Annotated in this window: 19 protein-coding genes; 13 read left to right on the top strand and 6 right to left on the bottom strand. The window is 67.6% G+C overall.

The features are described from left to right. The first annotated feature begins 21 nt into the window (after positions 1–21). Together mgrA and AC50YA_RS05985 are read left to right on the top strand one after the other, a co-directional pair. Positions 22–1,059 (top strand): L-glyceraldehyde 3-phosphate reductase, encoded by a 1,038-nt coding sequence (gene mgrA / locus AC50YA_RS05990; RefSeq protein WP_494981427.1) that lies wholly within the window; start codon positions 22–24, stop codon positions 1,057–1,059. Positions 1,060–1,217: 158 nt separating this feature from the next. Continuing rightward, entirely contained in the window at positions 1,218–2,303 is a 1,086-nt protein-coding gene (locus AC50YA_RS05985) for an inositol-3-phosphate synthase (RefSeq protein WP_494981426.1), read from the top strand. A gap of 86 nt (positions 2,304–2,389) precedes the next feature. Here the strand turns inward: AC50YA_RS05985 and AC50YA_RS05980 are convergent, their stop codons facing one another. The 3 genes from AC50YA_RS05980 to mshA form a co-directional block, all read right to left on the bottom strand. Beyond that, positions 2,390–3,307, bottom strand: a complete 918-nt coding sequence (locus AC50YA_RS05980) for a DUF559 domain-containing protein (protein ID WP_494981425.1) — start codon at positions 3,305–3,307, stop codon at positions 2,390–2,392. A gap of 131 nt (positions 3,308–3,438) precedes the next feature. Further along, on the bottom strand, positions 3,439–5,121 hold the full coding sequence (locus tag AC50YA_RS05975) for a formate--tetrahydrofolate ligase (RefSeq protein WP_494981424.1): 1,683 nt from the start codon (positions 5,119–5,121) through the stop codon (positions 3,439–3,441). 54 nt (positions 5,122–5,175) lie between these two features. Further along, on the bottom strand, positions 5,176–6,441 hold the full coding sequence (gene mshA, locus AC50YA_RS05970) for a D-inositol-3-phosphate glycosyltransferase (RefSeq protein WP_494981423.1): 1,266 nt from the start codon (positions 6,439–6,441) through the stop codon (positions 5,176–5,178). A 119-nt stretch (positions 6,442–6,560) separates the two neighbouring features. On the opposite strand from mshA, the gene AC50YA_RS05965 reads away from it, so the two are divergent. Further along, on the top strand, positions 6,561–7,085 hold the full coding sequence (locus tag AC50YA_RS05965) for a GNAT family N-acetyltransferase (RefSeq protein WP_494981422.1): 525 nt from the start codon (positions 6,561–6,563) through the stop codon (positions 7,083–7,085). On the opposite strand, the gene AC50YA_RS05960 is transcribed toward AC50YA_RS05965, so the two are convergent. Next, positions 7,082–8,512 (bottom strand): family 4 glycosyl hydrolase, encoded by a 1,431-nt coding sequence (locus AC50YA_RS05960; RefSeq protein ID WP_494981421.1) that lies wholly within the window; start codon positions 8,510–8,512, stop codon positions 7,082–7,084. The two genes, AC50YA_RS05965 and AC50YA_RS05960, sit on opposite strands and share 4 nt — an antisense overlap. Before the next feature lie 95 nt (positions 8,513–8,607). Here AC50YA_RS05960 and AC50YA_RS05955 point away from each other — a divergent pair, with 95 nt between their 5' ends. From AC50YA_RS05955 to AC50YA_RS05930, 6 genes are all read left to right on the top strand, one after another. Next, positions 8,608–9,699 (top strand): carbohydrate kinase family protein, encoded by a 1,092-nt coding sequence (locus AC50YA_RS05955; protein ID WP_494981420.1) that lies wholly within the window; start codon positions 8,608–8,610, stop codon positions 9,697–9,699. 103 nt (positions 9,700–9,802) lie between these two features. Then, positions 9,803–11,083: an alanine racemase gene (gene alr / locus AC50YA_RS05950; RefSeq protein WP_494981419.1), complete on the top strand. Its 1,281-nt coding sequence runs from the start codon at positions 9,803–9,805 to the stop codon at positions 11,081–11,083. 17 nt (positions 11,084–11,100) lie between these two features. Continuing rightward, a complete protein-coding gene (gene tsaE, locus AC50YA_RS05945) occupies positions 11,101–11,700 on the top strand; it encodes a tRNA (adenosine(37)-N6)-threonylcarbamoyltransferase complex ATPase subunit type 1 TsaE (RefSeq protein ID WP_494981611.1) in 600 nt (199 codons plus the stop codon). Continuing rightward, entirely contained in the window at positions 11,700–12,371 is a 672-nt protein-coding gene (gene tsaB / locus AC50YA_RS05940) for a tRNA (adenosine(37)-N6)-threonylcarbamoyltransferase complex dimerization subunit type 1 TsaB (protein WP_494981418.1), read from the top strand. Before tsaE ends, tsaB begins: the two co-directional genes overlap by 1 nt. A gap of 2 nt (positions 12,372–12,373) precedes the next feature. After that, positions 12,374–12,925 carry a ribosomal protein S18-alanine N-acetyltransferase gene (gene rimI, locus AC50YA_RS05935; protein ID WP_494981610.1) on the top strand — a complete coding sequence of 184 codons (552 nt, stop codon included), beginning with the start codon at positions 12,374–12,376 and terminating at the stop codon, positions 12,923–12,925. Further along, a complete protein-coding gene (locus AC50YA_RS05930; RefSeq protein WP_494981417.1) occupies positions 12,922–14,082 on the top strand; it encodes a tRNA (adenosine(37)-N6)-threonylcarbamoyltransferase complex transferase subunit TsaD in 1,161 nt (386 codons plus the stop codon). Before rimI ends, AC50YA_RS05930 begins: the two co-directional genes overlap by 4 nt. 101 nt (positions 14,083–14,183) lie before the next feature. On the opposite strand, the gene AC50YA_RS05925 is transcribed toward AC50YA_RS05930, so the two are convergent. Next, positions 14,184–15,335 carry a glutamate--cysteine ligase gene (locus tag AC50YA_RS05925; protein ID WP_494981416.1) on the bottom strand — a complete coding sequence of 384 codons (1,152 nt, stop codon included), beginning with the start codon at positions 15,333–15,335 and terminating at the stop codon, positions 14,184–14,186. A 342-nt stretch (positions 15,336–15,677) separates the two neighbouring features. On the opposite strand from AC50YA_RS05925, the gene AC50YA_RS05920 reads away from it, so the two are divergent. Then, the gene (locus AC50YA_RS05920; protein ID WP_494981609.1) at positions 15,678–17,126 is read left to right on the top strand and encodes a glycoside hydrolase family 3 N-terminal domain-containing protein; all 1,449 of its coding nucleotides are present in this window, start codon (positions 15,678–15,680) and stop codon (positions 17,124–17,126) included. Positions 17,127–17,227: 101 nt separating this feature from the next. Beyond that, entirely contained in the window at positions 17,228–18,046 is an 819-nt protein-coding gene (locus AC50YA_RS05915; RefSeq protein ID WP_494981415.1) for a shikimate 5-dehydrogenase, read from the top strand. 27 nt (positions 18,047–18,073) lie between these two features. Here the strand turns inward: AC50YA_RS05915 and AC50YA_RS05910 are convergent, their stop codons facing one another. After that, positions 18,074–19,303, bottom strand: a complete 1,230-nt coding sequence (locus AC50YA_RS05910) for a class I SAM-dependent methyltransferase (RefSeq protein ID WP_494981414.1) — start codon at positions 19,301–19,303, stop codon at positions 18,074–18,076. Between the two features lie 55 nt (positions 19,304–19,358). On the opposite strand from AC50YA_RS05910, the gene AC50YA_RS05905 reads away from it, so the two are divergent. After that, positions 19,359–19,742: a hypothetical protein gene (locus AC50YA_RS05905; RefSeq protein ID WP_494981413.1), complete on the top strand. Its 384-nt coding sequence runs from the start codon at positions 19,359–19,361 to the stop codon at positions 19,740–19,742. A 210-nt stretch (positions 19,743–19,952) separates the two neighbouring features. Beyond that, complete coding sequence (gene groES / locus AC50YA_RS05900) at positions 19,953–20,246, top strand: co-chaperone GroES (RefSeq protein ID WP_003805290.1); 294 nt, start codon at positions 19,953–19,955, stop codon at positions 20,244–20,246. Positions 20,247–20,260 lie beyond the last annotated feature (14 nt).

Raw genomic sequence — 20,260 nt, 5'->3', positions numbered from 1 at the left:
ACAGGTGGCAGGATGGTATGTATGACTTATTCAGCCGCGGAAAACCGCTATGAATCCATGCCCTACCGCCGCGTCGGACGCAGCGGACTGAAGCTGCCGGCCATTTCCCTGGGCCTCTGGCACAACTTCGGCGACGACAAGCCCTTCGAAGTGCAGCGCGCCATCCTGCGCCGCGCCTTCGATCTGGGCGTCACCCACTTCGACCTCGCGAACAACTACGGTCCGCCCTACGGCGCCGCCGAAACGAACTTCGGCCGCCACTTCAAGGACGACTTCAAGCCGTACCGCGACGAACTCATCATCTCCAGCAAGGCCGGCTACGACATGTGGCCTGGCCCGTACGGCAACTTTGGCTCGCGCAAGTACCTGCTGGCCAGCCTGGACCAGTCCCTGGAGCGCATGGGCCTGGACTATGTGGACATCTTCTACAGCCACCGGCCGGACCCGGAAACGCCGATGGAAGAGACCATGGGCGCGCTGGACCACGCAGTCCGCTCGGGCAAGGCCCTGTACGCCGGCATCTCGTCCTACACCCCGCAGCAGACCCTCGAAGCGGCCCGGATCCTGAAGGAACTGGGCACGCCGCTGCTGATCCACCAGCCGAGCTACTCCATGCTGAACCGCTGGACCGAGAACGGCAGCCCCAACCTCTACGAAGCACTGGAGCAGGTGGGCGCCGGCTGCATCGCCTTCTCGCCGCTGGCCCAGGGGATGCTCACGGGCCGCTACCTCAACGGCGTGCCCGCAGATTCCCGGGCAGCGCAGCACAAGTCCCTGGACGAAGCCATGATCACTCCCCAGAACCTGGACCGCGTGCGCGGGCTCAACCGGATCGCCGAGGGCCGGGGCCAGACCCTGGCGCAAATGGCGATCGGCTGGATCCTCCGCGAGCAGGGCAAGAGCTCCTCCGTGACCTCCGCCCTTGTGGGCGCGTCCAGCGTCCGGCAGTTGGAAGACACCCTCTCCGCCGTCAACAACCTGGACTTCACCGCCGACGAGGTTAATGCCATCGACGAGTTCGCCGTGGAATCGGACATCAACCTGTGGAAGCAGAAGTAACCACGTAACGCTTCAACTGACGGGGGCCGGGAACAATCCCGGCCCCCGCTTGGTTGGGTAAGATGAAAAGGCGCCGAATGGCGCACTGCCAGCGTGCCGCCGTCGTACTTTCCGGTACTGACCGTCCCTGCGGCTGAAGTTGTCTTCAAAGGAGTTCCGTGTCTGCAAATCCGATTCGTGTTGCCATCGTTGGTGTGGGTAACTGCGCCGCCTCGCTCGTCCAGGGTGTGCACTACTACCGCGACGCCGATCCCCACGCCACGATCCCGGGTCTGATGCATGTGGAGTTCGGCAAGTACCACGTCAACGATGTCCAGTTTGTTGCCGCGTTTGATGTCGACGGCAAGAAGGTGGGCGTGGACCTCGCCGACGCCATCCTGGCCAGCGAGAACAACACCATCAAGATCGCCGACGTGCCCCCCACCGGCGTGACCGTCCAGCGCGGCCACACCCTGGACGGCCTCGGCAAGTACTACCTCGAGACCATCGAACAGTCCGTCGAAGAGCCCGTTGACATCGTCGCCGCGCTCCGCGAATCCAAAGCAGACGTTATGGTCTGCTACCTCCCGGTTGGTTCCGAGGATGCTGCCCACTTCTACGCGCAGGCTGCCATCGACGCCGGCGTGGCGTTCGTCAACGCCCTGCCCGTGTTCATCGCCGGCACCAAGGAATGGGCCGACAAGTTCACGGCCGCCGGCGTCCCGATCGTGGGCGACGACATCAAGAGCCAGATCGGTGCCACCATCACGCACCGCGTTATGGCAAAGCTCTTCGAAGACCGCGGCGTCACGCTGGACCGCACGTACCAGCTGAACGTCGGCGGCAACATGGACTTCAAGAACATGCTGGAGCGCGACCGCCTCGAGTCCAAGAAGATCTCCAAGACCCAGGCCGTGACGTCCAACGTTGAAGCCGACATTGCACCGCGCAACGTCCACATCGGCCCGTCGGACTACGTCCAGTGGCTCGACGACCGCAAGTGGGCCTTCGTCCGCCTCGAGGGCCGCAACTTCGGTGACGCACCCGTGTCCCTGGAATACAAGCTCGAAGTCTGGGACTCACCCAACTCCGCCGGCGTGATCATCGACGCCATCCGCGCCGCCAAGATCGGCCTGGACCGCGGCATCGGCGGCCCGCTGCTCTCCGCCTCGAGCTACTTCATGAAGTCCCCGCCGGAGCAGTTCAACGACGACCTCGCCCGTGAAAAGGTAGAGGCCTTCATCCGCGGAGACCTCGAGCGCTAACCCCGCTCCACACCCACTCGTTGCTCTATCAGTTGTGGTCCTCAAATCTATGGTTTGGCGACTACAACTGATAGGGCAACAGGCGCTTAAGTGGACTTGAGCGCAAGCCGGACCTGATTGACCGCACGGCGAAAGTCGTGAGCCAGGTCGTCCGCGTTGAATTTGAAGTACCTCCAGCCAGCGGCGTTGAACGTTTCGTCGCGGCGATTGTCGCGCGACTGCTGCTCGCGGGTCAGGTGATGGCCGCCGTCGTACTGGATGGCGATCCGCTGGGCGCGGTAGCCCAGGTCTGCCGCCGGAGAGTCCGGGTCGGCCTCCACCATCCGCAGTTGCAGTTCCGGCTCCGGCAGGCCCGCGGCAGTCAAAGCGAGGCGTAGGAACGTCTCAGGTGCGGAATCTGCACCGGGACGAATGAGCTCGGCGGCCTCCCTGGCCTTCACGATACCCTTGAGCTTCGGGTGCCTCGTCAGCATTTCGTGCAGCTCCGGAAGCTTTGACCAAGGCGCCACCCTGGCCTCGAGGCCGGGCCGGGGTCGACGGATCAGCTGGTCACCCACAGCCACCAGATCCTCCAAGGGCATGAGGCTGGCAAGGTCAAGCCAGGTCCGGGCCGGCGTGGAGATCCGCATCCCGTCCAGCACCATGACCTCCCCATCAAAGGCCAGGACAGTGTGGCCGACCACGCCTTCGCGCCGCACCGGTGGCAGGTTCCTGGGCTTGCTCAGATGGAGTTCCCGGCAGTCGCGGAACCAGGTAGGAAGCCAGAGCCCGAGCACGACGGCGGCCGTCAGATGCGAGATCCAGGCACCTGGCGTGGCAGCGGACAGAGCCCTGGCAAGGCCACGGATTTCAAAGTCCCAGCCCGTGGGCAGATACAGCAACCGTCCGGCCGAGGCGAGGTCGGAGGAACGCAGTCTTCCGCTGCTCAGGCTGGCAGCTCGCGCCTCATGGACAGTGAACGGAGCGGACGAAAGGTTGAACGGCAGAGGTGAAGAGGGGCGCATGCGCACCATTGTCGCCCGAAGCCAATCTCTCCCGCAGAAGTTATCCACAGGTCCCGTTGCTCTATCACTTCCGGTCGCTAAACCGCCGGAATGGGAGCTCCAAGTGATAGAGCAACGTGTGTTGGGGCTGGTCAGGAGAGGCCTACCGGGTTGCCGGCGTCGTCCACGTCCATGCGCATGGCGGCGGGGGCTGCGGGGAGGCCTGGCATAGTCATGACGGCGCCGGTCAGGGCCACAATGAAACCCGCGCCGGTCTTCGGGATGAGGTCGCGCACGTGGATGGTGAAGCCCTTCGGCGCGCCGAGCCGGGAGGCCTCATCCGTAAATGAGTACTGGGTCTTGGCCATGCAGACCGGCAGCCCGGACCAGCCGTTCTTTTCGATGTCGGCCAGGCGTTTCAGGGCGGGGACGGAGAAGTCCACGCCGTCGGCACCATAGATCTCCTGTGCAATGGTCCGGATCTTCTCCTCCACAGGAAGGTCCAGGGGGTACAGATGGTGGAAGCTGTTCGGCGCAGCAACCGCGGCCGCGACCTTCGCGGCCAGTTCGTCGCCGCCATCGCCGCCCCCGCCCCGGCCCCACACGTCTGCCACCGCGGCCTGGACCCCCTCCGCCGCACACCATTCCAGCAGCCAGTCCAGCTCCTCTTCGGTGTCGGACGAAAACCTGTTGATGGCCACCACCGGCGCCACCCCGAACTTCTCCACATTGTGCACGTGCCGCCGGAGATTCGCGACGCCGGCCTGCAGCGCCTCAAGGTCCGGCTCAGTCAGCCGGTCCTTGGGCACGCCGCCGTGCATCTTGAGCGCGCGGACGGTGGCCACAACCACAACGGCCGACGGCGCCACGTCAGCGATCCGCGCCTTGATGTCCATGTACTTCTCTGCGCCCAGGTCGGCGCCGAAGCCGGCCTCGGTGACCACGATGTCCGCCAGCCGCCGCGCGGTCTGCGTGGCGATCAGAGAATTGCATCCGTGCGCGATGTTGGCGAAGGGCCCGCCGTGCACCAGCGCGGGAGTACCGGCGATGGTCTGCACCAGGTTGGGTTTGATAGCTTCCTTCAGGAGCAGGGTCAGGGCACCCTGGACGCCGAGGTCCGCCACTGTGACCGGAACGCGGGAGTACGTGTAGCCGAACGTGATCCGGCCCAGGCGCTCGCGGAGGTCAGCCAGGCTGGTGGCCAGGCAGAAAACTGCCATGATCTCGGAGGCCACCGTGATGTCGAAGCCGTCCTGCCGGGGGACACCCTGTGTGGGCCCGCCCAGGCCGATGATCACCTCGCGGAGTGACCTGTCATTCATATCCAGGACCCGCTTGAACGTCATGCGCCGCGGGTCGATGTTCAGCTCGTTGCCCTGGTAGATGTGGTTGTCCACGAGCGCCATCAGGGCGTTGTTCGCAGACGTCACGGCATGGAAATCGCCGGTGAAGTGCAGGTTGATCTCGTCCATGGGCAGCACCTGGGAGTAGCCGCCCCCGGTGGCGCCGCCCTTCATGCCCAGGACGGGACCCAGCGAGGGCTCCCGCAGCGCGATCATCACCTTGTGCCCGGCCCTGGCGAGCGAATCGGCGAGCCCCACCGTGGTGGTCGACTTCCCCTCACCAGCGGGCGTGGGCGACATCGCCGAGACCAGCACCACTTTCCCTGTCGGCGCCGCAGCAGTCAGCCGTGCCGGATCAACCTTCGCCTTGTACCGCCCGTACAGGTCCAGCGCGGCGGCGTTGATGCCCGCGGCAGCCGCAATCTCCTCGATCGGCCTCATGGTGGCCTGCCGTGCGATCTCGAGATCGCTCAGGGTATTCCGTTCAGACATCCTTGTCCTTTGGTTGGGGTCGGGTACTAAAAGCCGACGGCGGCTGCCCGCCGCTTACGGTGCCGGGACCGCCGGGATCAGCCGGCTGGCCAGCTGCTGTTCGACGGCGGCGTGGTAGGTCTCCAACGTGATGGCGGCAGTGCGGTTCCAGCCCAGGTTCTCCGCCCGGATGGCCGCGGCCCGCCCCATATCGGCGCGGGTGTCCGGATCGTCGTACATGGCCTCGAGCGCGTCCGCCCAGTCCCTGGCATGGTGCCCGTCCACCAGCAGCCCGGTCCGGCCATGGCAGATGGCGCGGGACAGCCCGCCCACCCGGGTGCCCACCACGGGGGTCCCGCAGGCCTGCGCTTCGATGGCCACCAGCCCGAACGATTCGCTGTAGGAAGGCATCACCACAACGTCGGCAGCACGGAACCAGGACGCCAGATCACTGGCGCTGACCGGGGGAAGGTGCGTGACGACGTCGTCCATTCCAGACTCCGCAATCAGGTGCCGGAGGTTGAAATCCTTGTTGCCGCTGAGGGCACCCAGAATGGTGAGCCGGAGATCGATCTCGGGGCGACGGGCGCGCAGCAGGGCCGCGGCCTTGAGCAGGACCTGCGGGCCCTTCAGCCGCTGGATCCGGCCGGCGAACACCAGGTGGAAGGTCTCCGGCGAAACTCCCCGTTCGGCCCGGGACCGCGCGCGGAACGCGGGTGTAAAGGTGCTGAGGTCCACGCCCGGCGGTGCCACATCGATGCGGTCGTAATCGGCACCGTAGTGGGACACCAGCTCTTCGGCTTCGGCGCTGGTGTTGGCGATCAGGCGGGCGGCGCCGTCGACGATCCGGTGCTCGCCTTCCTCGCGCCGCCGCGGCTCGGGCTGTTCGCCGGACTCCAGCAGGAGGTTCTTGACCTTGGCCATGGTGTGCATGGTGTGGACGAGCGGCACGCCCCAGAGTTCCGAGAGCTCCAGGCCTGCGATCCCGGACACCCAGTAGTGCGAGTGGATGACGTCGTAGCGGCCGTGCGGCTGGCGCTGGCGGATCTGGTCGATCTCGGCCACCATGCTGTGGAGTAGCGCCGGCAGTTCTTCCTTGGGGATCTTCCGCGGCGGCCCGGCCAGCACGTTGTGGACGCACACACCGGGGTCCGGATGTTCGACGGCGGCCTGCTTGGCTGAGGTGGAGCGCGTGAAGATCTCCACCTCCACGCCGGTCTCGGCCAGCGCAGAGGCCAGCTCCCGGATGTAGACGTTCATCCCGCCGGCGTCGCCGGAGCCTGGCTGCTCCATGGGGGAGGTGTGGAGGGAGAGTAACGCGACCCTGCGGATCAATGTCATGGCTTCTCCTTCCCACCGCTGGCGCGGCGCGGGCCCCGCTGTTGCCCACTCGGTAAAACACTACTCCAGCCGCTCCCGGGCGGCCTCCCTGCAGGTGACCTGCTGCTAACGTGGCGCGGGTGAAAGCAGCCACAAGCCGGCCCAGTTCGGCAGAATTCTCGATCCGCCCCGGCACGGACGCCGACTGGCCAGGCATGTGGGCCGTGCTGGAGCCCGTCATCAGGTCCGGCGAGACGTTCACCTGGGACCGGGACACCACGGAGGCGGACGCCCGCAGCCGATGGTTCAAGGACGCCCCCGGCCAGGCCTTTGTGGCCGTGACGGCCGACGGCGGCGTGATCGGCACCGGCGAGCTGCATCCCAACCAGGGCGGCGCCGGCAGCCACGTGGCCAACGCCGGCTACATGGTCCACAGCGGCCACGGCGGCAAAGGCGTGGCGCGGGCTTTGTGCGCCTACTCCCTGGACGCGGCACGGTACGCGGGCTTCCGGGCCATGCAGTTCAACGCCGTGGTGGAAAGCAATGTCCGCGCGGTGGCTGCCTGGCAGGGCATGGGCTTCCAAATCCTTGCCACCATTCCCGAGGCGTTCAACCATCCCACGCTCGGATACGTGGGCCTGCACGTGATGTACCGGAAGCTTTAGCCGCCCCAGAGCTCCCGCAGCGCAGGGAAGGTGCGTTCGTAGCCGGCCAGCAGCTTGGCGCCCAGGGCGGGGGAGTCCACCAGCGGATGCCGGCTGAAAGCAGCGGCGGCGGCCGCCCGGTCTCCGTGCGTCGCTGCCCGGACAGTGAGCCGCTCCACTTCCTTGACGCGCCGGAGCAGGGTGAGTTGCTCCGTTCCAGGAGCTGACTGTGGAAGCGGCACCGCGCCGTCGGGCGTTACGGTGCAGGGGACCTCAACGACGGCGTCCGCCGGCAGCCCCGGAATGGCCGGTTCCGGAAGAGTGCCACCGGGGGCGGTCGCCCCGCCGGGATCGGACGGAAGCGTGTTGGGGGTGTTGAGGATGAGCTGGGCGTCCCCGGCCCCCGCCAAGGCGCGCATCACGGCCAGGGCGACGCGTTCGTAGCCGCCGCCGGCGAGGTCGTCCTCGTCGCGCTGCTCGCCGTGGGTCCGTGCCTCCGCGAGGTAGCCTTCCTCCCGCGAGCGGCGGGCCGCGTCCCACAATCTGTAGGCGTCCGCCCCGGCCGAGGCGAGCCGCGGGTAGAGCTCGGCCTGCTGGTGGTGGATGGATTCCCCGCGGGTCTGGGCCATGGCGCGCATGGCCGCTTCGGCGCTGTCCCGCTGGTAGTAGTAATAGAGGTACTCGTTGGGCAGGGCGCCGAGGTCCTTGAGGAACGGCTGCGGGAACAGCCGGCCTTCCTCAAACGTGCCGAGGGCGGCCGGGTCCGACAGTAGGCCCGGCAGCAGATCCTGGCCGTCGGACTCCAGCCGGTAGAGCCAGCCCAGGTGGTTCAGACCGAAGTAGCCCACGCCGTCGAGCCTTCCGTCCGCCAGCGGCATGCCGGCCGCGCGGGCCGCCCGGTGCACCAGACCGCCCGCTGAATCGCAGATCCCGATGACCTTCCTGCCGAGGACGGGCAGCAGGGCTTCCGTGACCATGCCGGCCGGGTTGGTGAAGTTGATCAGCCAGGCGTCCGGGCAGTGCTCCCGCATCTGCCGTGCCAGCTGCAGCATCTCGGGGATGGTGCGCAGCGCGTAGGAGATGCCGCCCGCGCCGGTGGTTTCCTGGCCCAGCAGGCCAAGGTCCTGGGCCACACGTTCGTCATTAATCCGGCCGGCCGTGCCGCCGGGACGGATGGCCGCGAACACCAGATCTGTACCCGCCAGGGCCTCCGGCAGGGACGTGGTGGTGCGGACTGCGGGCGGCTGGGCACGCTCGTTGGCGCTGGCGGCAGCACCGCCGTCGAACTCTGGCATGGCCTGCAGCACCGCGGTGATGGCACTGAGGCGGGCGGGGTCGACGTCGAACAGCACCAGTTCGCTGACCAGCCCCGCAAACGCGCCGGACGCCAGCGCCCGGTAGACAAGCGGCACGCGGAATCCGCCGCCGCCGGCAATCATAAGCCGCATAGTCAGCAGTCTAGGGGGCCGCCGGGCAGTTCACCCGCGGCGGGCGCCGGGCACGCCCCTACCGTGGGGCCGCGGCAGGGCGTAGTGTGCCGGACATGGACGCCATCCCGGACCGCCGCTTCGATCCGCTCTCAACCGTCCGCACACCGTCCGACGGCGGGTTCGACCTGCTGCTGGCGGGCACGGTTTTCCAGGACATCATCTTCACAGGGCTGCCGCACGCGCCCGAGCCGGGCACGGAAATCTGGAGCGAGGGCATGGGCAGCTGCCCCGGCGGCGTCGCGAACCAGGCCATTGCGGCGGCGAGGCTGGGACTGCGCACGGGACTGGCCGCCGCCTTCGGGGACGACGGCTACGGGGACTACAACTGGAAAATCCTGGCCGGGCAGGAACACGTGGACCTGAGCCTGTCGCGGCGCATCCCGGGGTGGCATTCCCCGGTCACCGTCTCGCTCAGCGTCCACAACGACCGTTCCCTGGTGACGCATGGCCACCCGGCCCCGGTGACGTCGTCGGAACTGATCGGTCCGCCGCCCCCTGCACTCGCCGGCATTGCGGCGCTCGACGATGAGATTGAACCGTGGGCCGTGGCCGCCCACCAGGCCGGCGTCAAGCTGTTCGGGGACGTGGGCTGGGACCCCAGCGGGAAGTGGTCACCGGTCCGGCTGGAAAACCTGCAGTACTTCCACGCTTTCCTGCCCAACCAGCGGGAGGCGATGGCCTTCACGGGGAAGGACAACCCGTGGTCTGCACTCTATGCCTTGGCGGACCGTGTGCCCGTTGCAGTGGTGACACTCGGCGCGCAGGGTGCAATGGCTGTGGACTCGGAAACGGGGGAGGAGGAGTGGGTGCCGTCGCTGCCCGTGACTGCCTTTGATCCCACAGGAGCTGGCGACTGCTTTGACGCGGCCTTCATCGTGGGCAGCCTGGCTGGCTGGCCGCTGGGCAACAGGCTCCGCTTCGCCAACCTTTGCGCCTCCCTGGCCGTCCAGGAGGTGGGCGGTTCGCTGGCGGCGCCCGGCTGGGGAGACATCGCCGACTGGTGGAAGCGGGCCAACGCCCGGCCCGAACGCCAGAGCAGCCAATGGCTTCGCCGCTTCGGGTTCCTGGCCGACATTGTCAGTGACGTCCCGCTCGCGGCACAGCGACGGGCGTCCGCCACCATCGCGCACCTCTCCGACGCCTGAGCCGTGACGCGGGCGCCGTGGCTTATGACGCCGTGGCTCGTGAACGGGGGCGCCTGAATGGCGCGATTATCCCGCCCTGAGCGCCCGCACTAGAATCACTAGGGTGACTTATCCCGCAATAACCGGTGACTTCAGCGCGGCCTCAGGACCTGATCCTCTGTACGAGCGGTCCGCCGTCATCGATCTGGACGCCATCCGCCACAACGTGCGGCGGCTGGCGGACGCGGCCTCACCTGCCAAGGTCATGGCCGTGGTGAAGGCCGACGCCTACGGACACGGCGCGGTCCCGGTGGCCCGGGCCGCCCTCGAAGCCGGCGCATCCTGGCTGGGCGTCGCCCATATCTCCGAGGCACTGGCACTGCGGGCTGCGGGCATCGACGCCCCCCTGCTGGCCTGGCTGCACACTGCGGAAAGCAACTTCGCCGCAGCGGTGGCTGCCGGCGTCGACATCGGCTGCTCCGGCTGGGAACTGGACCGCATTGTGGCCGCCGCGCGTGACCAGGAGCGTCCCGCCCGGATCCACCTGAAAGTGGATACGGGGCTGGGGCGGAACGGCGCAACACTCGATGCCTGGGACCAGTTGCTGGGCGAAACCATGGAGTACCAGGACCAGGGCCTCCTGCGCGTGGTGGGCATCTTCTCCCACCTGTCCGTGGCCGATGAACCCGAACGGCCGGAAACCGATGAACAGTTGGCGGCTTTCCGCGAGGTGCTGGCTGTGGCCGAGGACGCGGGCGTGGACCCCGAAGTCCGCCACCTGGCCAACACCCCGGCCACGCTGTCCCGCCCCGATACGCACTTTGACCTGGTCCGCGTGGGCCTGGGCATCTATGGCCTCTCGCCCTTTGAAGGCCAGACGTCCGCCGAACTGGGCCTTCGGCCCGCAATGACGCTGCGCACCTTGGTGTCCCAATGCAAGCAGGTCCCCGACGGGCAGGGCGTCTCCTACGGCCTGCGCTACCGCACCAGCGGCCCGAGCACCCTGGCGCTGATCCCGCTGGGCTACGCCGACGGCGTGCCCCGCATTGCCACCGGCGGTCCCGTCAGGGTGGCCGGCCGGACCTACCCCGTGGTGGGCCGGATCGCCATGGATCAGATGGTCATCGACCTCGGCAACATCGGCCCTGCCGGCGCGGACCACTTCGGCGCGGAAGCGGTGCTGTTCGGCAACGGGGACGACGGCGGTCCCACGGCAGATGACTGGGCGGTCGCCGCCGGCACCAACAACTACGAGATCGTGACCCGGATCAGCCCGCGGGTGCCGCGCCGGTTCATCAACGAGAGTCCCGCCGTCGGCCCTTCCGGTAGCAGCCCTGCCGGCGGTGCTCCCGGCGTGGGCATTCGCGACGCAGGCATTCCCGACGCCGGGGAGGCGACGCCGTGAGCGTGCCCCCGGCAGGGATGCCTCACTGGGAAGAGACGCTGAGAGTCACGACGGCGGACCAGACTCACGCGCTCGCCGCCGCTTTGGGGGCGGAGCTGCAGGCCGGGGACCTGTTGGTGCTGACCGGCGAGCTGGGTGCCGGGAAAACCACCTTCACGCAGGGGCTCGGCGATGGCCTGGGCGTGCGCGCGGGCATCATTTCGCCCACCTTTGTTCTGGTGCGCATCCATCCCAACCTGCCCGACGGCCCGCGACCCGGTGGCCCGGATCTGGTGCACGTGGACGCCTACCGGCTGGGATCGGCGTCGGAAATTGACGACATTGACCTGGAAAACACGCTGGACTCGTCCGTGACGGTGGTGGAGTGGGGACGCGGCCGGGTGGAGCACCTGAGCGAGAGCCGGCTGGAAGTGGACCTGCACCGCGCGATCGGGCTGGAGCCCGTCGGGCTCGACGCTGGGGGCGCCGCGGCACCGAAACGCAACCCCGCCCACACCGAAATCCTGGACTTTGACACCGAGGACCTCGACGAACCCCGCACTATCGTGCTGCGCGGGTTCGGTCCCCGCTGGAGCACCAAACCCGTCCTGGGCGGCGCCATTGAAGGGACATTCTGATGCTCATTCTCGCCATCGACACCTCCGCCGTGGCCAGTGCGGCCTTGGTCTCGGACGACGCCCTCGAAGGCGTGGTGGCCAGCTTCTCCACGGAGGACACCCGCAGCCACGCCGAAGTGCTGGCCCCCGGCATCGAGGACCTGCTTGCCTCTGCCGGCGTCACCGGCCGGGACATTGACGCGATCGTGACGGGCGTGGGCCCCGGCCCGTTCACCGGCCTGCGCTCAGGGATCGCGACCGCCCGGACACTCGCCTTCGTCTGGGACAAACCGCTGTACGGGCTGATGAGCCTGGACGCCGTGGCGCTGGAAGTCGCGGAGTCCACCGACGCCGCAGCCGAATTCCTCGTGGTCACGGACGCGAGGCGCAAAGAGGTCTACTGGGCGCGGTACAGCCTCGCCGACGGCCAATTGCCGCAGCTCGAGGACGGCCCGCACGTCAGCTTCGCCGCCGACCTCCCGGACCTCCCTGCCTACGGTGCCGGCGCCGGACTCTACCGTGATGTGCTGCGAGCAGACCCTGACTTCAGCAATGAACAGCCGGACGCCCTCTACCTCGGACAGTTCGCCTTGGCCCGGCTCGCAGCCGGCGGGCAGCTGCTCGACTCCACACCCCTGTACCTCCGGGAATCGGACGCCCAGGTCCCCGGCCCGCGGAAGCGGGCCCTGTGAGCATGCCCACCAGCGCCGCCGGAGTGGTCTTCCGGGACATGACCCTGGAGGACGTGCCCGCCGTGGACGCCCTCGAACAGCGGCTGTTCCCTGCGGATGCTTGGCCGCTGCACATGTTTCTGTCCGAACTTTCCCAGCACGAAACGCGCCGGTACCTGGTGGCGGAAAGCGGCGGCGACATTGTGGGCTACGCCGGCCTGATGTGCGTCGAGCCCATCGCGGATGTCCAGACCATCGCCGTCGTGCCTGAATTCGAAGGTATGGGGATCGGCTCAACGCTCCTGACCCGGCTGATTGAGGAAGCGCTGCACCGCGGGGCCGCGGACGTACTCCTGGAGGTCCGTTCGGACAATCCCCGGGCGCAGCAGCTGTACGTGCGGTTCGGCTTCGAACAGATCCACGTTCGCCGGGGGTATTACCGCGACGGCGTTGACGCCCTGATCATGCGGCTGCAGCTGGTCCACGAAGGCACAGCGACTGACCCCACACCAGCCGAGGCATCGGCCGACCCGGCACCAGCCTCCGATCCCACAACAGAAGCAGGCCATGCATGAACCGTTCGCAGCCCCTGGTGCTGGGCATCGAATCCTCCTGCGACGAAACCGGAGTCGGCATCGTCCGCGGCACCACGCTGCTCACCAACACGGTGTCCTCCTCGATGGACGAGCACGTCCGCTTCGGTGGAGTGATCCCCGAAATCGCCTCCCGTGCACACCTTGATGCCTTTGTGCCCACCCTGCGCCAGGCCCTGGCAGACGCTAACGTGACGCTGGAGGATGTGGACGCCATCGCCGTCACGTCCGGCCCGGGGCTCGCGGGCGCGCTGATGGTGGGGGTGTGCGCCGCAAAGGCCCTGGCCGTGGCCACCGGAAAGCCGCTGTATGCCATCAACCACCTGGTGGCGCACGTCGGCGTCGGACTGCTGGACGGAAACCCCGACGGCGGTGCTGCCGCCGGCCGCGGGGCCGATCGTTCCGCCAGTCACGAGGCCGGGCCTGCCGTCGGGCTCGGCCACGGCGGCCGTCTCCCCGAAAACCTGGGCGCCCTGCTGGTCTCCGGCGGGCACACCGAAATCCTGAAGATCAACAGCATCACCAGCGACGTCCAGCTCCTCGGCTCCACTATCGACGACGCTGCCGGCGAAGCCTATGACAAGGTGGCCCGCATCCTGGGCCTCGGCTACCCGGGCGGCCCGGCCATCGACAGGCTGGCCCGCACCGGCAACCCCAAAGCCATCCGGTTCCCGCGCGGCCTCAGCCAGCCCAAATACATGGGCACGGCCGAGGAACCGGGAAAGCACCGCTACGACTGGTCTTTCAGCGGGCTGAAGACGGCAGTGGCGCGGTGCGTGGAGCAGTTCGAGGCCCGCGGCGAAGACGTGCCGGTGGCCGACATCGCCGCAGCCTTCCAGGAAGCTGTGGTTGACGTGATCACGTCCAAGGCCGTCCTGGCCTGCCGCGAGCACGGCATCAAAGACGTTCTCTTGGGTGGGGGAGTGGCGGCCAACTCCAGGCTGCGGGAACTGACCGGCCAGCGCTGCGCGTCCGCCGGAATCAAACTCCACGTGCCGCCGCTGGACCTGTGTACGGACAACGGCGCCATGGTGGCGGCCCTCGGCGCGCAGTTGGTGATGGCCGGGATCGGGCCCAGCGGCATCCGCTTCGCCCCGGACTCCTCGATGCCGGTCACCGCGGTCTCACTCCCCGCCTGACTCCCCGCTTTGATCCAACTTGCTCTATCACGTATGGTCCCTAAACCCCCGGTTTAGGGACCAAAACTGATAGAGCAACGGGAGGGTGGAACGGGGGAGGGTTAGCCCGTGGGCCCGTTCCGCATCTGCTTGACCAGGTCCAGCACCACGGCCTGCAGGTCGCCGCCGTGCTCGGCAGCGACGCGGCGCTGCCGCTGGTACCCGGCGCCGCGGCGGATGATCTTTTCGACGTCGGCCAGTTCGTCGGGGCAGCCGAGCTTCGCGGCCACCGGCTCCAGCCGGTTCAAGGTCTCCAGGAGGTGGTCGGTGACCAGCTGTTCGTTGCCGGCGGCGTCGAGGATGATGATGGCCTCCATGCCGTAGCGGGCGGCACGCCACTTGTTCTCCTGGATGTGCCACGGCGGCATGGTGGGGATAGTGCCGCCGTCGTCCAGGGTGGTGGAGAATTCATCCACCAGGCACTGGGTGAGGGCCGCAATCGCGCCTACTTCCTCCAATGTGGCCAGACCGTCGCAGATGCGCATTTCGATCGTGCCGAGGTTGGGAACCGGGCGGATGTCCCAACGGATCTCGGAGAGCGTGTCAATCACGCCGGTGGTGAACATGTCCTGGACGTAGGACTCGTATTCGTCCCAGGACGTGAACTGGAAGGGCAGGCCTGCCGTCGGCAGCTGCTGGAACATGAGGGCACGGTGCGACGCGTAGCCGGTGTCCTCGCCGCCCCAGAACGGGCTCGACGCCGAGAGCGCCTGGAAGTGCGGGAAGTAGTTGACCAGGCCATCCAGCACGGGGAGTGCCTTTTCACGGCGGTCCAGCCCCACGTGGACGTGCACGCCGTAGATGACCATCTGCCGGCCCCACCACTGGGTGCGGTCGATCAGCTTGGCGTACCGGGCCTTGTCCGTCACAGGCTGCAGTTGCGGCGGGCTGAACGGGTGGCTGCCGGCGCAGAAGACCTCAACGCCCATGGGGTCGGTGATTTCGCGGACGGCGGCCAGGGACCGGCTGAGGTCTGCTTTGGCTTCGCCGACGGTCTGGCAGATCCCGGTGACCAGTTCCACCGTGTTCAGCAGGAGTTCCTGCTTGATGTGGGGGTGTTCGTCGTCTTCGTTGAGTTCGGGGTGTTTGGCAACCACGCCGCTGAGCACTTCGTTGGCTACCGATGCCAGTTCGCCGGTCTGGCCGTCCACGAGGGCAAGCTCCCATTCCACACCAAGAGTTGATTGCTTCGATGAAGCGAAATCAATCTTCATGCGTTCCCCTAACTGTTCGGATATCCCTGGGCACGCGCCGCGTTCAAGTCTAGTGCAGGGGGTAGCATCGTCTTGATGGCCTTGTTCCCGTGGACCCGTGACAGTATTCACAAATCCACCCTCTTTTTTGCGGCTGCCGCCGTGGCCGCCATGACGGCCTGCACGGCGGTTCCCGCCACCGCCCCGGCGACCTCCAGCCCTGCGCCGGCCTCAACCCCGGAATCAGAGCGTCCGACGACGGCGCCTCCGTCCGCTTCTCCCTCACCTGACCCCGGGCTGCGGCCGCTGGGCTGGGGCCCCGAACAGCGGGACCAGGATGCTGCCGCGGCCGCAGTGGCGGCGATGTCGGTGGAGGAGAAGGCCGGTCAGGTGCTGATGTCCGTGTACGCCGGTACCGACGCTGAAGCCCACGCCGCAACCATTGAACGCCTCCATCTGGCCGGGTCCATCATCATGGGCGACAACGTCCCCCTCGACGCGCGCGGCCAGGCGGATCCGGCTGCCATGGCGGCGGTCAACGCCCGGCTGGACCAGGCCACGAAGGCCGATGGCAGGCCCTGGCCCGGGCTCATCGGCGTGGACCAGGAGGGCGGGATCGTGGCGCGGCTCGGCGCCCCCCTGACCGAATGGCCAACGGCCCTGAGCTACGGAGCCGCCGGCAATGTGCCGCTCACCAAGGACGCCGGCCGGGCCCTGGCCGCGGAGATCGGGTCGCTGGGCTTCACGGTGGACTTCGCGCCCGTTGCGGACGTGACCATCGGCCCCGCGGATCCAACCATCGGTGCCCGGTCAATGTCCGGCAACCCGGACGCCGCAGGGGCGCTTGCCGTGGCGTTTTCCCAGGGCATGCAGGAGGCAGGCGTGCTGCCGGCCCTGAAGCATTTCCCGGGTCACGGCTCCGTCACCGTTGACTCGCACCAGGACCTCCCGGTGCAGCCCGCGGGCATCGCGGAGCTCGGGGCCCGGGACTGGAAGCCGTTCCGGGCAGCCATCGCCGCCGGTGTGCCCATGGTCATGACCGGGCACATCGCCGTGCCGGCCCTGGAACCTGGCGTCCCGGCGTCGTTGTCCGGCCCCACCTATGCTGCGCTGCGCGGCATGGGCTTCAAGGGCGTGGCCGTGACCGATGCCCTCAACATGGGTGCAGTCCAGAAGCAATACCCGGGCGGCTCCGCAGCAACGGCGGCGCTCGCCGCGGGAGCGGACCTGCTTCTGATGCCTACGGACGTGGGGCAGGCCCACGCAGCCATCGTGAGTGCCGTGACCGCCGGAACCCTGCCCGCGGCACGCCTGGACGAAGCGGCCAACCGTGTGGCCACCATGATGACCTGGCGCGGCCGCGTCGCCCCGCCGCCGGGAGCTGCGCCCGCGGGAGCCGCCCCCGGCACTGGCGGGGACATCTCGGCGCGGGTCTCCGCGGCCGCAGTCACCGTGCTGTCCGGACACTGCGGCGCGCCAATCGTCCAGGGAAGCCTCCGGATTGCCGGCGGATCACCGCAGGACAGGGCACGGTTCGAGGCGGCCGCAGCGAAGGCCGGGCTCGGCACCGGGGCGGGCCCACTGGTCAGCCTCATCGGCTACGCCGGGCGGCCGGTCGGCGGCGATGTCGCCGTGGCACTGGATGCGCCTTGGCCGCTGCAGGATTCCAGCGCGCCGGTGAAAATCGCGCTGTACGGCCGGACGCCGGGTGCCTTTGACGCCCTGGTTGCCGTGTTGGCAGGCAAGGCGGCTGCCCCGGGGAAGCTGCCCGCCGCCGTCGGAAGCTATCCGGCCGGGACGGGCTGCCCGTAACGGCACGTACCCACCCCAACTAGGTCGCGCTAACAGTCGTTTTGAGGTCTCAAAACGACTGTTAGCGCGACCTAGTTGGGGGAGACGGGTTTAATGGACATGTGCCCATTCTGAATAAAGACATGACCTTGTGTATTTCGCTGTCGGCCCGGCCCAGCAACAACGGGACCCGGTTCCACAACCACCTCTACGACCAGCTGGGCCTGAACTGGATCTACAAGGCCTTTGCCCCCACCGACCTCGCCCAGGCGATCGCCGGCGTGAGGGGTCTGGGAATCCGCGGCTGTGCGGTGTCCATGCCGTACAAGGAGGACGTGATGGCCCTCGTGGATGAGCTGGATCCCTCCGCCAAAGCCATCGATTCGGTCAACACCATCGTGAACACCGACGGGCGTCTGTTGGCCTACAACACCGACTACACCGCCGTCGAGCAGCTCCTGGCCAGCAACGCCGTGCCCACGGACTACTCGGTGCTGGTCCAGGGCGCCGGCGGCATGGCCAAGGCCACCGTCGCGGCCCTGCGCGACGCCGGCTTCACGGACGTCACGGTCATCGCCCGCAACGAAGGCACCGGCCGGGCGCTCGCTGAGCAGTACGGGTTCCAGTGGAAGGCAACGCTCGACGGCGGCACCGCGGACCTGATCATCAACGTCACGCCTATTGGTATGGCGGGCGGTCCGGAAGTGGACTCCCTGTCCTTCCCTGAAGATGTGATTGCGGCAGCCAAAGTGGTGTTCGACGTTGTGGCGCTGCCGGCCGAGACGCCACTGATCACGGCGGCCCGCGCCGCCGGGAAACAGGTCATCACGGGCGCCGAGGTGGCCACCATCCAGGCGCTCGAACAGTTTGTGCTCTACACCGGAGTCAGGCCCACCGACGAGCAGGTCCGGGCCGCCGAGGACTTTATGCGGGCCCAATAAGGCCCGGCCTCAGAAGAGTCTGCTGCGTCAGACCGGTTCCACCGAGATGGCCACCCGGTCCTCCCCGATGCGGGTCAGGACCAGCGTGGCTGTTTTCTGTCCGGCCTTCTTGCCGGCGTTCTTGCTCCCGGCGAACAGCTGCTTGCGCAGTTCCTCCGGGGTTACCGAGGTGCCGCGCTTTTTGATGTCCAGCACCGTGATGCCGTTCGATTTCACCCAGGCCTTGAGGGCCTTGACGTTGTACGGCATCACTTCCAGGACCTTGTAGGCCCGCGCGAACGGTGTGTCCACCAGTTCCGGGGCGCAGATGTAGGCGATGTGCTCGTCCAGCAGGTGACCGCCCAGTTGAAGCGCGACGTCGGCCACCAGGCCGGCGCGGATCACCGCACCATCGGGCTCATACAGGTAGCCCGCCGCCGGACCCACCGGCGCGGCCGGACCGCCGTCGAAGTCTTCGGCGCTGGTCAGCTCGGCGGCACCCTGCGGACCGAGCAGCAGCGCCGCCCGGCGGACTCCGGGCCGGTGCACGGAGTTGAACCACAGGGAAACCTCGGTGACATCGCCGCCCACCGACACCCACTGCGCCTCGCAGCCGGCGGGCACTGATTCGTGCGGCATACCTGGGCCCATTTTGACTCCCACGGCGCGCCCGGTGGCAGCGAGCGATTCCACAAAGGACAGCGGCGGCGAAAACGCCTCAGGATCCCAGATCCGCTTGGTACCCGAAGTGGAGGTGACCCGGCGGGCGGGATCCAGCCAGACGCCGTCGACCCCGTCCAGGGGAACGGTGGTGGCGTCCGAATGCACCACGGTGGCGTTGGGGAAGGGGATCAGGTTGACCGTGGCGCAGGCGGCCGTGGTCTCGTCCATTTCCACTGCCGTGACGGTGATGTCCATGGACGCCAGAGCCAGGGAGTCGGCGGCGAGGCCGCACCCGAGGTCGGCCACGTGGCGGACGCCCGCCTGCGCAAAGCGCTCGGCATGCCGGGCGGCAACAGTGAGCCGAGTGGCCTGTTCCAGCCCGGCCTGCGTGAAGAGCATGCTCCGGGCGAACTCCCCGAACTTCAGCTCGGCCTTGGTGCGCAGCCGGGACTGGGTGAGGACGGCGGAGACCAGCGCGGGGGAGTGCCCGGCCTTGCGGAGGGCCGCGTTGAGCTCAAAGGCCTTGTCCTCGCGGTACGGGCCCAGGGACGCCAGCAGCTCCCAGCCTTCGCTCGTGAGCAGTGGGGCGATCTGGTCCTGCGGTGCTTGAGCCATGCGTTCAAGCCTAGTGGAGGTGGCCCCGCGGCCAGTTCCCGCTAGGGTTGAAGGCATGGAAGAGAGTGCAGGCACCCAGCCGTCCGGACTACCCCAAGCCAGAAACACGGACCTGGTGAAGTTCGCCCGCCCCGCGCTGATTGCAGGATCCGCAGTGGCCGTGGTCTGCGTCGCGCTGCTCGTGATCATCTTCTTCCTGGACACGTTCAACGCCACCGTCTACTCCGTGGGCGGCAAGGACATCCAGGACGCTACGGACGAGGCACAGGAAATCCGCAGCCTCTACTCCGGGGCACGCGTAGGCGGCATCATCCTGCTGGTGGTCTCGCTGCTGGCTGCCGTAGGCGGCGCCGTGGTGCTGTACCTGCGGCGGGGCACCGTCGATGAAGAGAACGACGGCGACGAGGACGTGGATTTTGAGGACCTCACCGGCCGGTAAAAGTCTGTTCGCCGGAGACATAATTCTGGCACTCGCCTTGACCGAGTGCTAACCAGTACATAGAGTCATCATTAGCACTCTCCCTAGGAGGGTGCTAATACATGAAGAGCTGCCAGCCAGGCTGCTGCCGGCACCGCGACGACGGTTTGCCAGCCACGGCGAAGCAGCTCAACTGTCCATGAATTTGCTGACGTAGAAGGAGAGGTCCGAGTGTCGGTCTCTATTAAGCCTCTTGAGGATCGTATTGTTGTCCGCCCGCTCGAAGCCGAGCAGACCACGGCTTCCGGCCTGGTTATCCCGGACTCCGCACAGGAGAAGCCGCAGGAGGGTGAAGTTGTTGCAGTAGGCCCCGGCCGCTTCGAAGACGGCAACCGCGTACCTGTCGACGTAGCTGTTGGCGACGTTGTTATCTACTCCAAGTACGGCGGAACTGAAGTCAAGACCGGTGGCACCGAGTACCTCGTGCTGTCCGCCCGCGACGTTCTGGCGATCGTCGTAAAGTAACTCTTTGGATCCCC

The sequence above is a fragment of the Pseudarthrobacter sp. RHLT3-21 genome (genome assembly GCF_059383495.1).
The sequence above is the reverse complement of the archived record's forward strand: the minus strand, read 5'-3'. Positions and strand labels throughout refer to the sequence as shown.

Bases quoted from the DNA above. Each gene is read 5' to 3' on its own strand.
- AC50YA_RS05980 (WP_494981425.1), bottom strand. From the start codon at position 3,307: ATGCGCCCCTCTTCACCTCTGCCGTTCAACCTTTCGTCCGCTCCGTTC.
- mgrA (WP_494981427.1), top strand. From the start codon at position 22: ATGACTTATTCAGCCGCGGAAAACCGCTATGAATCCATGCCCTACCGC.
- AC50YA_RS05975 (WP_494981424.1), bottom strand. From the start codon at position 5,121: ATGTCTGAACGGAATACCCTGAGCGATCTCGAGATCGCACGGCAGGCC.
- AC50YA_RS05960 (WP_494981421.1), bottom strand. From the start codon at position 8,512: ATGCGGCTTATGATTGCCGGCGGCGGCGGATTCCGCGTGCCGCTTGTC.
- AC50YA_RS05930 (WP_494981417.1), top strand. From the start codon at position 12,922: ATGAACCGTTCGCAGCCCCTGGTGCTGGGCATCGAATCCTCCTGCGAC.
- AC50YA_RS05955 (WP_494981420.1), top strand. From the start codon at position 8,608: ATGGACGCCATCCCGGACCGCCGCTTCGATCCGCTCTCAACCGTCCGC.
- mshA (WP_494981423.1), bottom strand. From the start codon at position 6,441: ATGACATTGATCCGCAGGGTCGCGTTACTCTCCCTCCACACCTCCCCC.
- AC50YA_RS05910 (WP_494981414.1), bottom strand. From the start codon at position 19,303: ATGGCTCAAGCACCGCAGGACCAGATCGCCCCACTGCTCACGAGCGAA.
- rimI (WP_494981610.1), top strand. From the start codon at position 12,374: ATGCCCACCAGCGCCGCCGGAGTGGTCTTCCGGGACATGACCCTGGAG.
- tsaE (WP_494981611.1), top strand. From the start codon at position 11,101: ATGCCTCACTGGGAAGAGACGCTGAGAGTCACGACGGCGGACCAGACT.
- tsaB (WP_494981418.1), top strand. From the start codon at position 11,700: ATGCTCATTCTCGCCATCGACACCTCCGCCGTGGCCAGTGCGGCCTTG.
- AC50YA_RS05925 (WP_494981416.1), bottom strand. From the start codon at position 15,335: ATGAAGATTGATTTCGCTTCATCGAAGCAATCAACTCTTGGTGTGGAA.
- AC50YA_RS05920 (WP_494981609.1), top strand. From the start codon at position 15,678: ATGTCGGTGGAGGAGAAGGCCGGTCAGGTGCTGATGTCCGTGTACGCC.
- AC50YA_RS05905 (WP_494981413.1), top strand. From the start codon at position 19,359: ATGGAAGAGAGTGCAGGCACCCAGCCGTCCGGACTACCCCAAGCCAGA.